We start from the raw sequence: 12914 nt of genomic DNA, 5'->3' as shown, positions 1-12914 counted from the left end.
CCGCCACCGACAACGACTGACGAACCACCGGAGGCCGCACAGTGGCTCACGATTGAACCGTTCGAACTGGTCCCAAATTCAGCCGTTGCCGACACGTGCCTCGTTGGACAGACTTCGCACCGTTCATGTCACAGATCAACGGCCTGCCCGGTCATCACTTGCACAGTGTTCATGAGCGGGCAATGCCGCTCTGCGATACCAGCACGACGACCCGTTGACGTAGGTGCCAATCCACTTGGTGGGGACGATGACGCGAGTGCCGCGCATGCCCCGCCTGTGGTGGACAGGCAGGGAGGAACTGGCGCGGCGGGACCGCCTGTGCGATTCGCGGCCCACCGGCTGGAGCGCCATCGTTCGCACACGCCGGTTCCTGAAGAACCGGTCGATTCCCCAGGAGAGTGCGCCAAGGCATGAGTCCCTCCGACGTCGTGTACTGCATGCTGACAGCGCTCTTCGTGGCCGCAGCAGGCCACGGACTGCGCCGCGGCTTGCTGTTCGGCAGACCGCAATGGCGCGCCCGTGTCGATCATCTTCTGCATGCCGCGATGGCCCTTGCCATGGCGGCGATGCCGTGGGGCTTGGCCCGGGTGCTGCCGACGGTGGCACAGATGGTCTTCTTCGCCGCCGCCGCGTTGTGGTTTCCGCTGACCGCTGTCCGCCGCCAGGAATCCGTAGTCCGCGCACACGTCAGGAGGCTGCCCCAGGCGGCGGGAATGGCGGCAATGGGCTGGATGGCATGGGCGTCCCACTCCATGGCGGGTCCGTCGCACGAAACCCTGGCCGACGGTCCTGCCTCGGGACGGCATCTCGCCCATTCCGCAGGGCATCCAGCGATCGCTGACGTGGCCGTCACGATGCTGGTGCTGTACCTCCTGGGCTGTGCACTGCGGTCGCTGACCCGCGAGATGCCCGCGCTGCGCTTCACAGCCGACAGGAGAGACGCCGGAACTCCGAGGGATCCCTACGGCCATTTCTGGGACGGGTCGATGGCCCTGGGCACGGTCATCATGCTGCTCATGCACCACTAAAACGGACACGACGGCCGGCCCGCCTCACCACGCGTCGAAGACGGCTTTGCTGCGCATCAGGAAATCCGAGAGGTAGCTGTCGTGGGGCACTCCCGGAGCCATCCAGTAGGTCGGCTGATCGCCGATGTACAGGTTGGCGATGGTGGGTTCCGAGAGTAAGGCGTCCAGGAGTTCCTCGTCGCGCGTCAGAGCCGACAGTACGAGCGTGTCCCTCAGCGGAACAATGCCGTCCGACCGGCTCCAGGGCGCAACCCACACGCAGGGGAAGGGCAGTTCGCTGCGCAGCTGGACGGCGCCGGCGCTGTCGGTCTGGTGGACGGCGGGGCGCAGTACGGCACTCCCGTTGCCGAGATCGTCGGCAATCCCGTTGCCGCCGAGCCAGGCGCGCGTCCCCGCGGCCACGGTTCCCAGGTATGCGCTGAGAGCGTGTGCCCGCTCCCGCGCACAGACCGGCAGAACCGCCCTCTCGTCCTGCGGAGGGAGGCTGGGCAGTGCTGACAGGCGTGCCGCGATGGCCTCGGCGAGAGGTGCTGGATCGCCTTCGAAAAGGACTGCAGTGGCGTTGACACACGCGGTTCCGCCTTCGTCGGCGACAGACGCCACGATCGTGTCCAAGTGGTCACGCCAGTCAGTGTCCGCGGTGATGAGGATCTTCGACCTGCCTGGTCCTTGCGGCAGGACTCCGGGGTCGTTCGCGTACTTGGCGACCACGTCGTCACCGCCGTACACCACAGCCCGGTCGGCATCGCGGACCACCGTGTCGGCGGTCCGGTGGTCGGTGGGCAACAATACGAGCTGGTCGTCTCGTACCCCGGCCTGACGCAGCGCCCCGACCAACCGGTACGGGGTGAACGGCTCACGCCTCGACGGGCGGACGGCGACGCGGTAACCCAGCGCCAGCGCTTCCAGCCACAGACGGTGAACGCCGGGGTGGTTACCGGAGGCGTTGACGGCGAACACGTCGCCCTGACGCACCCAGACCGCATGTCCCTCACGGACGGCAGAGTCACGCAGACCGTAGGCCGCGCCCACCGGCCTGCCCCGCCAGGCGGACGAACGGGCCTGCCGCACGAAGCGAGCCGTGCCGTCGGTCGCGGCGTGCACCACCGACAGGGGAGTGCCCGACGTCCGGCTCACGCGTTGCTCGTACTCCCGCACGCTCAGACCGCCTATCGTGCCGGAGGCGAAAGCGTCGGCCGCCGCCGCGAGCAGACCGTCGAGCTCGGCCGAGGGGATCGGCCCGGCCTGCCGCAAGGCGGTCATCGCCCGCGTCACGAAGAGCGGCGGTACCAGGCTCAGCCGCGCGACCTCGGTGCCGGTCACGTCCGTCACCGAGGTCGGTACACGCGTCCGGTAAGCACCCCGAGGGCCCAAGGCGTCCAGGTAGATGGGGTCGGCCAAGGCCACAGTCTTCATCAGTAGACGCCCTCGATCACCGTCTCGCCCTTGACTGTGGGTACGGGCGCGACGTCCGCTACGGCGTCGCCCACGTGGCCTTCAGCGGGACGGACCCGCAGCGCAGTGTCCCGCTCCTTGTTGTTCGGGATCAGCATGGACTTGCTGACGTGGCTGACCACCACCTGACCGCGTTCGCCGACCTCCACCCGTTCCCCGGTGCCGGGATCCACGACCGACAGGAAGACGTACGGCGACAACGGGTCGAACACGCACGGCTCCGAGGCCGTGAGACCGACCCTCTCCATCAGCGCGGTGAGCATCAGGGTGTTGCCGTACATGCCGATGACCGGCACATCGGGGAAGACCTCGGTGCTCAAGAGCTCCCGCGTGTCGGGGTCCATGTGCGTACCGCCCCAGATGATCGCTTTGGCACTGCCGTTGATCATCTCGACCAGACCGTCCTCCCGGGCGAACTGCTCCAGGAGCGGGGTGGTGGCCGCGATGACGCCGATGTCCTGACTGAGCAGGATGCGCCGGCACTGATCGACGAGATGGTCAGTGTAGGCGTCGACCTCGTCGGCCCGGCCCGCGGCGACCAACTTCTTCACCCACCGGGGGTCCATGTCGACGCTCAGGCCCACGCTGCCAAGACCCGCCGCCGCCCGCTGCAGCACGTCTCCCACGAGGTGCGGTCCCGTCGGCGCCACAGTCAGCCACAGACCGCCCGTGGGCAGCCCATGGGCCCTGAGACTTCGGTTCACCTGCTCAGTACCGTGCCGCATCCAGTCGTCCAGCTGGATGACGCGCTTGGGTGCTCCAGTCGTCCCGCCGCTGTCGAACACGTTCAGCAGCTTGGCCCCGGATCCGTAGCCCCTGGGGATGAGATCCGCCACCCGCACCCCCCGCAGTTCGTCGGCCAGGTCGGGAAACAGGACCAGGTCCGCCACACCCTTGATGTCATGCCGGGGGTCGAAGCCGAGCCGATCGGCCCGGTCGAGCCAGTACCGGGAACCGGTCGCGGGGTCGAAGTGCCACCGCATGGCCGCCCGGACGAATTCGTCCGGGTCCACGCGGTCAAAGGGACCGGCATCCAGAATGGTCAATGACTCGTCCACCATCGCAACGTCCTTTCTCGAAGCCCGTAGGGCCGGTACCGGAGTGCGGGACAGGACCGGCGCGTTCAGCGCTCACGGGACAGGCTCGTGTCTGTGCCGCCCCGCAACGGCGACGCGCACACCCGTGCCGGTACGGCACGTTCTCTGTAACTTTGGTGCAGCAGGCCTGACGGCCACGCCCGCACATACAAGACCGAGGTCCTCCCGTTGGTGTGACACCGGCCGTGCGGGCGAGGAAGGTGCGAACTAAGCCCGAACCGGGCCGCCTTACTGTCCGTCAGGCAGGGTTCCGTGTCCTGGCCCGGTCGGTCTGAACGCCGAAGCAGTCACCCCGTCCCCGGGCCGTCGGATGCCTTCAGACCGCCGCGAAGGTGACTCCGGTGAGACGCTCGGACAGCTGCCAGAGCCGAGATGCGTCCGCCTTGCTCCGGGCCGGTTTGTAGAGCGCCAGTTCCGTGGGACTGCCCGTGAACTGGCCCCAGCCATCGGGGCCGTACAGACGCCCGCCTTCGGCTTCCGGGCTCGCCGCCGCGTACAGCAGCGGACGCAGGCCGGCGTCGACGGACTGCACGAAGACACCCCAGCGTGCGAGCCGCCTCATGATCGCCGCGTGAGGCGCGGGACGGGCGCGGCCGAGGTTGGGCCCGACTGCGTAGAGATTTGTCAGAGTCGTACCGGGGTGGGCCGCGTTGCTGACGAGGCCCCAGCCGCCCGATGCACTGCGACGCTCCAGTTCGAGAGCGAACAGCAGGTTGGCCAGCTTGGACTGTCCGTACGCGCGCACCGGGGAGTACCGCTTCACACTCTGCGGGTCGTCCCAGTTGATCCGGCTGCCACGCGCGGCGCTGCTGGTCACTGTGGTCACACGAGCCTGACCGGCCCGCAGTGACGGCATCAGCCGCCCGGTGAGGGCCACATGACCGAGGTAGTTGGTTCCGAACTGGAGCTCGTATCCGTCCTCGGTCGTATGCCGCAAGGGCGGCGACATTACGCCTGCGTTGTTGACGAGCAGGTGGATCGGCCTGCATTCAGCATTGAGCGTGTCGGCGAGGTCCTCCACCGACGCCAGGGAAGCCAGGTCGAGGAGGCGAAGGGAGATCCGCGCACCCGGCACGCTCGTTCGGATCAGTTCGAGGGCGGTGGTTCCTTTGGCCATGTTGCGTACCGGCAGAATCAGCTCGGCACCAGCATGAGCGAGCCGAGTGGCCAGCCCAAGGCCGACGCCGTCGCTCGCCCCGGTGACCACGGCCAGCCTTCCTCGCAGGTCGGGCTCCGTCATTTCGTTCATCACATACTCCTGGTCGGGGCGGTAAGTCCGGGTCACCAGCGTCCACGCAGCGCGCGGCCCGATCCATGTGCTGATTGACCGTGGATCAATCGGACAGGACATGGAACCACTGAGCACCACCTGATGAAACGACTTGAACGGATGGAAGACGATAACACCGTGTGACACGATGCTGTCCTGGCGATATGGTCGCCGGACATCCCACGTGGAGTACGGCTGCTCACTCACGACAGTCGACCAATTCCTCGATCGACGAAGGGCACCCCTATGCCTGCCATCCTGATACACGGCGTCCCCGATACCCACCACGTGTGGGACGACGTGCGTCGACACCTCTCCCGGACCGACGTGGAAGCCTGGGACCTGCCCGGGTTCGGCGCCGCCCGGCCAGACGACTTCGGATCCACCAAGGAGGAGTACGTCAGTTGGCTCATCGACCGCCTGGAGCGAATCGGCGAGCCGGTCGACCTGGTCGGTCACGACTGGGGCTGCATATTCACTGCCCGTGTCGCATCCCTCCGGCCCGATCTCGTGCGTACCTGGGCCGGAGGCAACGGACCGGTCAGCTCCGACTATGCATGGCATCCGCTTGCCGTGACATGGCAGGACCCGGTCGAAGGCGAGCGCTTCATGAACGAGCTGCAAGCGGAGTCCTTTGCCGACGACTTGGTAAAGGGCTTCGACCTCCCCGCCGGGCCTGCCAAGGAGATGGTCAGCCGCGTGGACGGGGTGATGAAGGACAGCATCCTCAAGCTCTACCGCTCCGCCGTGACCATGGGGGCGGAATGGGAACCGGCACTGGCGAACGTGTCCGCGCCGTCTCTCGTGTTCTGGGGAGCGCTCGACCCCGCCTGCCAGATCGAGTTCGGTGAGAGGCTCGCCGCGTCCCTGCGCGCCTCCAAGGTCGCCGAGCTCGATTGCAACCACTGGACGGTGCTCGAGCGGCCGGCAGAGGTCGCCGCACTTCTGGAGGCTCATTGGGCGGCCTTCCCCAAGGGCTGACGGTACGGCGACAGGGTTGGCCGTGCGCGCCTGGAGCGCGGGGACCGGGATCATCCCCTCGATGCCGCGCGGGGAGTCGCCGCGGGTCCATGAGAGACGGCACATCCGGTGCTCCCGCATGAGATCCGGTCAGCGATGCCCGGGCGCCGGCGTCTTGAGCAGGCGGGCGCGGCCCTGGTCGCAACAGGAGCGCTGTGCTGGTGGGAACTGCCGTGGTGGGGACGGCAGTTCCCGAGTGCTCCCGTCACCTCATGCGGTGTCCCGGGAGACAGAAGAGAGGAACTCGACCACCCCCGTGGTGAATTCTTCGGAGCTCTCGATATGGCCAAGATGTCCTGTCCGATCAAGGACCGTGAGCTGTGACCCGGATACCGCCTTGTGGATCAGCCTGGCCCAGTGCGGCCCACAGATGAAGTCCTCGTCTCCGACCAGTACCAACGTGGGGGCGGTGATGGCGGACAGCTCTTCTCGTACGTCGAACGTGGGACCCTCGCCCCAGGAGGGTGCCGCGTACATGCGCAGGGCTTGACGGCCAGGGGCGAAAGCGTCCTCGCGGCCCCAGTAGTCGTGAAAATAGGCAGGAGCGATCGTGCGCAGCACCGCCGTCGCGCCTTCGTCGTCGAACCGGTCGGGCCGGCTGGTCAGCCCGGCGACATAGTCGGCCACCTCCGGGTGCTCGGAGACGTGGTGACGGGCGAACTGCTCCAAGTTGGCAACCGCGGTCCGCCAGAAGTCGTCGCCCGTCACCGGAGAGGTGTCGTACAGGATCAGCGAGGCCACGCGGTCCGGGTGATCAAGAGCGTAGCGTTGAGCCACGAACCCACCGTGGGAATGACCGAGCAAGATGATTTTCGGCAGCGCCAGATGCTCGATCACCGCGTGCAGAAAGTGTGTGTACGTGGCCAGGTTGTAGCCGCGTGGATCGGCCAGTCGGCCGGACGCACCTGTGCCGACGGGCTCCAGGTACACCATCGTCATGCTTCGCTCCAGCTCGGGAACGCGCAGATATTCCCAGCTGATGCCCGGTCCCCCAGGGTGGACGAGGCATACGGGACCGGTGCCGGCAACGTGATAGCGCTGGTCTACGACAGAAGTTCCCTGACGGACGGAGATGATGTGAGTGGCGGGAGAGAGAGGCGAGTCCGGGTCAACGGTGGGACGAGGAAGGGCCGTCGGCCCCTGTACGGCGTTCACATCTCCCAGATGCTGCGGCATCCGGGCACCCAGTTCAATACGTTGTGCCACGCATCACACACTGTCTCGCCAGGTGCTCACACTGTGCGGCTACACGAAGAGGGAATCGCTCAGTGAAGGGCACACGGAGCCGGTCTCGGTCAGGGGTGCATTACGGTGGGACACGAGGGCCTTTCGGTTGGTGTAGACGTCGCAATCCACACCGAACCGGAAGGCCCTCACCTGTTCAAGATCCCTCAGCCGAGACCTGCCTCACGCATCCACAACCTCCCGGGACAGAACACCTAGGACACAGCAAAGCGGAACACGTCCGCGTAGAGCCGCAGTTCCTCTTCGAGGCACGTCATGAGCGTTGACTGTCGGCGAAATCCGTGGCCCTCGCCTTCGAAGGTGCGGTACTTGTACGGCACCCCGTGCCGGGACAGAGCACCGGTGAAGGCTTCCGCCTGGGACGGCGGGCACACGACGTCGTCCAGTCCTTGGAAGAGCAGCAGCGGTACGTCTATCCGGTCCACTTGATGGATCGGGGACCGGGCACGATAGAGGTCCGCGCACTGTTTCGGGCCGATCAGCGAGTCCAGGTAGTGCGACTCAAAGTCGTGTGTCCCTCCCGCGGAGAGAGCGAGGAGATCCAGAACGGGACAGTAAAGCGTGGCACAGGCGTACAGGTGGCGATCGTGCGCTGCAACCGACACCGCCGCGGTGAAACCGCCCGCGCTGACGCCTCGGATCGCCACTCGCCCCGCGGCGGCCGTGCCCTCGGCGATCAACTCCTGTGCGACCACGGCACAGTCCTCGACGTCCACCACGCCCCACTGCTCGCGCAGTCGCTCGCGGTAGGCGCGTCCGAATCCCGGCGTGCCACCGTAGTTGACCTCCGCCACGGTGATGCCTCGAGAGGTGAAGTAGGCGATCTCCGGATTGAGAGCAAGAGGAGCCCTCAGACCGGGCCCCCCATGCACCCAGATTACCAATGGGGACACTTCGCCGGACGGGCCCGAGAAGGCGGCGTTGCGCGGGGAATACACCTGCGCGTAAATGGCATGTCCCGCATGGGTCTTGAACGTTCGAGGGACCGGTACCGGCAGGTACTCGGCGTCTACCGTCATCCTGGGCGTACGACTTATGGCCCGGGCGGCCAGGGAGTCCGCGTTCACCTCCATCACCTCGTAGGGAGTGAATCGTCCCGCCGCCACCCCGACGATTCGGTTCCCGACGGCATCGATATGGGGTAGCCACTCGTTTTTCGGGCCAGGCACGTCGACGTACTGCCCGTGCGCGGGGTCCAGGACGGCGAGCCGCTGGCCTCCCACGCCATGGAGGATGGCGAGACGTCCGTCGGCAAGTGGCCGGAACCACCGGAGCCCCAGGCGTTGCAGACCGGCGAACTCCTCCTCGGCCCGGTGCAGCGAACGCCTGTCACCTGTGTCCGGGTCCACCTCGTACAGGTTCCACCACCCGGTGCCCTCACAAGCCACGAGCAACGTGCCGACGGCAGACCACTCCGCTTGCGCCACCGGGTCGCCCGGCCCTCCGGTGAGCGTTCTCCCACGCCGCAAGGAGCCGTCGTCGGTCACCTCGGCGATACACAGTTCAGCCGCGTCCCACGGCATATGGGGGTGGTTCCAGGCGAGCCACACGGCACGTCGTCCGTCAGGCGAGAGTTGTGCTTGAGCGACGAAACGATGGTCTGTCGCCGACAGCTCACGGACGACAGAGCGGTTGGCGGCGGCCGCGCCACTGAGCGGTACGGCAGCATGAACCCTCCGTACATCGCTGGGGCTGTCCCCCGTGAACTCCTCCATCACACAGCGGACTTCGCCGCGCGCCGGATCGAGCACCGGCTCGGCCCAACGGATGCCTCCACCCACCGGTGAAACCGGGGTCAGCGCGAGGGGCGCGGTGCTGCGCCCCTCGTTCAGACGAAATGTGTACAGTCGCTGGTCGGCATGGTTGACGAAGGCGACGAGCGTGTCCGCACCGTCCTGGGCGGTGGCCCAGGGCCGGCCGCCGTATTCGATGACTCGACTGCGCACGTCCCACGGGGCGGGCAGAAGCGATTCCGTCGTACCGTCGGCTCGACCGCGCACGAGCACCGACCGGCCTTCCTCCTTGGGACGCGGCTCCACCCACCACGCCTCGCCGTCGACCAGGCCGACGTACGACGGTGCCGCGATCTGTCCTGCGGCAACACCCGCCGTCGCGGCCGCGCTGTCAATGGGGGAACCCCATGACCCGAAGGGCGCCGGTGTCATCACGGCACCACCTTCACTGGCACGGGGGGCGTCGCACTCACGTACACCATGCTTTCCTCATCTCAAGCCGGGTGATGGGCTTCTTCGACAGCATGTCTTCCCTTCTCACATGTGAGGAGGAGCCTCGAACCTACACGAGCTGTGACAACACAAGGTGCGATAGTGTTTCACTGCCGAGTGAGGACACACTTCTACTGGTTGTCCTCGAGGCTCCTACTCCGAGTGAAAGGTGATCGCCGTGGCCAAGCTGTTCTACGACGCCGACGCCGACCTGTCCATCATCCAGCGCCGCAAGGTCGCGGTCATCGGTTACGGCAGCCAGGGCCACGCCCACGCGCTGTCGCTCCGTGACTCGGGTGTCGACGTCCGGGTCGGTCTGCACGAGGGCTCCAAGTCCAAGGCCAAGGCCGAGGAGCAGGGCCTGCGCGTGGTGACGCCGTCCGAGGCCGCCGCGGAAGCCGACGTCATCATGATCCTGGTCCCGGACCCCGTCCAGGGCCAGGTCTACGAGGAGTCCATCAGGGACAACCTGAAGGACGGCGACGCACTGTTCTTCGGCCACGGCTTCAACATCCGCTTCGGTTTCGTCCAGGCCCCGGCCGGCGTGGACGTGTGCATGGTGGCGCCCAAGGGTCCGGGCCACCTGGTGCGCCGTCAGTACGAGGAGGGCCGCGGTGTCCCCTGTCTCGTTGCGGTGGAGCAGGACGCCTCCGGCAGCGCCTTCGCACTGGCCCTGTCGTACGCGAAGGGCATCGGTGGCACCCGTGCCGGTGTCATCAGGACGACCTTCACCGAGGAGACCGAGACCGACCTGTTCGGTGAGCAGGCCGTCCTCGCGGGTGGCGCCACCGCCTTGGTCAAGGCCGGTTTCGAGACGCTGACCGAGGCCGGTTACCAGCCGGAGATCGCGTACTTCGAGTGCCTGCACGAGCTGAAGCTGATCGTCGACCTCATGTACGAGGGCGGCCTGGAGAAGATGCGCTGGTCGATCTCCGAGACCGCCGAGTGGGGCGACTACGTCACCGGCCCGCGCATCATCACCGACGCCACCAAGGCCGAGATGAAGAAGGTCCTCGCCGAGATCCAGGACGGCACCTTCGCCCGTGAGTGGATGGCCGAGTACCACGGCGGTCTGAAGAGGTACAACGAGTACAAGACCGCGGACTCCGAGCACTTGCTGGAGACCACCGGCAAGGAACTGCGCAAGCTGATGAGCTGGGTGAACGAGGAGGCGTGAGCATCCTGCGGCTCGTGCGAAGTGCTGGATGAGTGATTCCGGCGTGGAGTCGGCACGCTTCGGAACAAGGGAACGAACCATGATCCAGTCGACGCCTGGTCAACTGCAACCGATGCCGACCGACTGGCAGCGTGCCCTCGCGGTGGTGGCCCATCCCGACGACCTAGAATCAACTGTTCAGCCGATGAGGCGTGGGCTGCCGGGTCACTGATCTCTGCCGCGTGCTGGTGCCGGTTGAACGCACGCCATGGCGGAGGCCGCACAGCTTGGTGTGACACAGCGTGTGGACAGTCGGCCGCTCCGGTCGATACCCCACCGCCGTCGCGGTATGTGCAGTGATAGTGTGGAAATCACTGTTGTGTTCCGAGCGGATCGTGTGACTGGCGGCCGTCCGAGACGTCGGGAAAAGACCCCTGAGACCGGCATGGAAGAGAATCGGCAATGACGACACTGCACCTCACCCTGCTCGGCGCGGTCCGCGAACTCATGGCCGCAGAGCTGCCTGCCGTCGATTCCGTCCACAATGGTCGTTCCCTGCGCCGCTTCGCGCTCGAGTTCCATGTGCCGGACGAACGGCACGAAGAACTGGACGCCGAGCTCCAGGCGGCCTCCACGGCCAATGGAACGCACATTCAGGGGACTGACGCGACCTGGCGCGTTTCGGAGGGCTGGACCGCCGTCTCCCAAGGACGCAGACCCGAGATCTACATCTACAAGGCGGAGATCCAGGAGGTGGAGGAGCTCCACGTCTCCGCTCTCGAGATCGAAGGACTCACTCTCGTTCCGACCAGGTACAGAGAGGACTTCAACGAGGAGACGATCACGGCGACGTTCGTCACCGAGGTGTCCGATGATGATAATGAGCGGCTGGATGAGCTTCTCACGAAGACGCATGAGTTCTTCGACGTCATCCGCCGAGGCATCAGTGACCAACCTCTGCGCATGCGCTTCGGGCGCCGCGTGTGGCAGCGGGCCGGGGAAGGAGCCCGTCGTCACAACCTGGTCCTGATCGCCGATGAGGGCAAGTCGCAAGCGGCGCTCGATCCTCTTGCTCTGGTGAACCAACCGCAACTCGACCGGACCATGGAGAAGGCGTGCGCGAACACCAACGCGTTGGCCCTGCTGCTGGAAGAGCTGCAATCCAAAGGTGTCCTCGACAAGGATGCCTTCCACGCGATCAAGCATGCTGCTACCGCGCATCCGTTGACACACCAGGAGAAAGGCGAGTTGTCTCGAACTGATCGCCTGGACGATTACTGGCGTTGAGGCCGCGCACAAGGCCAGTTCTGTCGTCCAGCACGCTTTCACACGGATACCGAAGTGATCAGATGACACATCTGCCGCTGCCGGCTGGAAGGGAAACGCTCATGACCGGAGATGTCGCGGAACCGGTGCCTCAGATGGTTCTGTCCCCGCTGACCAGTGCGGCGATCTTTCTCGTTGCGACGATCGACAGCGGCGGCGAGACCATCGTCCGTGAGCTGCTGTCGGACATCGGCTCGCTGGAACGGGCCGTGGGATTCCGTGCCCAGCCCGACGGCAGATTGAGTTGCGTCACCGGCATCGGTTCGCACGCCTGGGACCGCCTGTTCTCCGGGACGCGTCCGGCCCGGCTCCACCCCTTCCGGGAAGTGAACGGTCCGGTGCACCGAGCCGTCGCCACCCCGGGCGACCTGCTCTTCCACATCCGCGCCTCCCGCCTGGACCTGTGCTTCGCGCTTGCCACGGAGATCATGAGCCGACTGCGCCAAGCAGTGACAGTCCAGGACGAGGTGCACGGCTTCAAGTACTTCGACGAACGCGACCTGCTGGGTTTCGTCGACGGAACGGAGAATCCGACGGGTCCCGCGGCGCACGCCGCAGTAGTCGTCGGCGACGAGGATCCGTCCTTCTCGGGCGGGAGTTACGTCGTCGTGCAGAAGTACCTGCACGACCTCGACGCATGGGAGGACCTGTCCGTCGAGGCGCAGGAGAGAGCAATTGGCCGACGCAAGCTGTCCGACGTGGAGCTCGCCGACAACGTCAAACCTGCGGATTCACACATCGCCCTCACCAGCCTCACCGACGCGGACGGCAAAGAACTCGAGATCCTACGTGACAACATGCCCTTCGGCGCCGTGGGGCGTGCGGAGTTCGGCACGTATTTCATCGGCTACGCCCGCACCCCCGAGGTGACGGAGAAGATGCTGGAGCGGATGTTCCTGGGCACGGCGTCGGCGCCGCACGACCGCATATTGGACTTCTCCGTCCCGGTGACAGGTTCCATGTTCTTCGCGCCGGCGGCGGCCTTCCTGGAGGGTCTTCCCGAGCAGCCGAACGCTGGGGCTTCCGCCGCCATTCCTTCCGAGAGCAGGAACCCATCATCCCGATCCCCGTCAGGATCGGCCTTCCCGTAAT

General features: G+C 66.2%; 10 protein-coding genes and 1 pseudogene. 6 read left to right on the top strand and 5 right to left on the bottom strand.

Features of this window, described 5'->3' with window-relative positions; all coding sequences use genetic code 11:
* Nucleotides 1-437 precede the first annotated feature (437 nt).
* Entirely contained in the window at nt 438-1028 is a 591-nt protein-coding gene (locus tag ACIBTS_RS46985) for a DUF5134 domain-containing protein (RefSeq protein WP_399327762.1), read from the top strand.
* Between the two features lie 24 nt (nt 1029-1052).
* On the opposite strand, the gene ACIBTS_RS46980 is transcribed toward ACIBTS_RS46985, so the two are convergent.
* The 3 genes from ACIBTS_RS46980 to ACIBTS_RS46970 form a co-directional block, all read right to left on the bottom strand.
* Entirely contained in the window at nt 1053-2444 is a 1392-nt protein-coding gene (locus ACIBTS_RS46980) for an aldehyde dehydrogenase family protein (RefSeq protein ID WP_399327760.1), read from the bottom strand.
* Nucleotides 2444-3544 (bottom strand): phenazine antibiotic biosynthesis protein, encoded by a 1101-nt coding sequence (locus tag ACIBTS_RS46975; RefSeq protein ID WP_399327758.1) that lies wholly within the window; start codon nt 3542-3544, stop codon nt 2444-2446. The genes ACIBTS_RS46980 and ACIBTS_RS46975 overlap by 1 nt, the downstream gene beginning before the upstream one ends.
* A gap of 352 nt (nt 3545-3896) precedes the next feature.
* The gene (locus ACIBTS_RS46970; RefSeq protein ID WP_399327772.1) at nt 3897-4829 is read right to left on the bottom strand and encodes an SDR family oxidoreductase; all 933 of its coding nucleotides are present in this window, start codon (nt 4827-4829) and stop codon (nt 3897-3899) included.
* A 267-nt stretch (nt 4830-5096) separates the two neighbouring features.
* Here ACIBTS_RS46970 and ACIBTS_RS46965 point away from each other — a divergent pair, with 267 nt between their 5' ends.
* Entirely contained in the window at nt 5097-5831 is a 735-nt protein-coding gene (locus ACIBTS_RS46965; protein WP_399327756.1) for an alpha/beta fold hydrolase, read from the top strand.
* Between the two features lie 249 nt (nt 5832-6080).
* Here the strand turns inward: ACIBTS_RS46965 and ACIBTS_RS46960 are convergent, their stop codons facing one another.
* Complete coding sequence (locus ACIBTS_RS46960) at nt 6081-6944, bottom strand: alpha/beta fold hydrolase (protein WP_399327770.1); 864 nt, start codon at nt 6942-6944, stop codon at nt 6081-6083.
* 365 nt (nt 6945-7309) lie between these two features.
* Nucleotides 7310-9154, bottom strand: coding sequence for a S9 family peptidase (locus tag ACIBTS_RS46955; RefSeq protein ID WP_399327754.1), 1845 nt, complete (start codon nt 9152-9154; stop codon nt 7310-7312).
* A 364-nt stretch (nt 9155-9518) separates the two neighbouring features.
* Between ACIBTS_RS46955 and ilvC the strand changes: the two genes are divergently transcribed.
* The 4 genes and pseudogenes from ilvC to ACIBTS_RS46935 all read left to right on the top strand — a co-directional run bounded on the left by ilvC (nt 9519) and on the right by ACIBTS_RS46935 (nt 12913).
* Entirely contained in the window at nt 9519-10517 is a 999-nt protein-coding gene (ilvC, locus tag ACIBTS_RS46950) for a ketol-acid reductoisomerase (RefSeq protein WP_399327752.1), read from the top strand.
* 79 nt (nt 10518-10596) lie between these two features.
* A pseudogene (locus tag ACIBTS_RS46945) lies at nt 10597-10686 on the top strand (PIG-L family deacetylase); the annotation flags it as partial.
* Between the two features lie 272 nt (nt 10687-10958).
* On the top strand, nt 10959-11783 hold the full coding sequence (locus ACIBTS_RS46940; RefSeq protein WP_399327750.1) for a hypothetical protein: 825 nt from the start codon (nt 10959-10961) through the stop codon (nt 11781-11783).
* Nucleotides 11784-11884: 101 nt separating this feature from the next.
* Nucleotides 11885-12913, top strand: coding sequence for a Dyp-type peroxidase (locus tag ACIBTS_RS46935; protein ID WP_399327749.1), 1029 nt, complete (start codon nt 11885-11887; stop codon nt 12911-12913).
* The last annotated feature ends 1 nt before the right edge of the window (nt 12914 follow it).

Origin of the sequence: Streptomyces sp. NPDC050121, from assembly GCF_044460385.1 — a bacterium.
GTDB lineage: Bacteria > Actinomycetota > Actinomycetes > Streptomycetales > Streptomycetaceae > Streptomyces > Streptomyces soliscabiei.
Note: the sequence above shows the minus strand (reverse complement) of the source record. Positions and strands in the feature narration are given on the sequence as shown.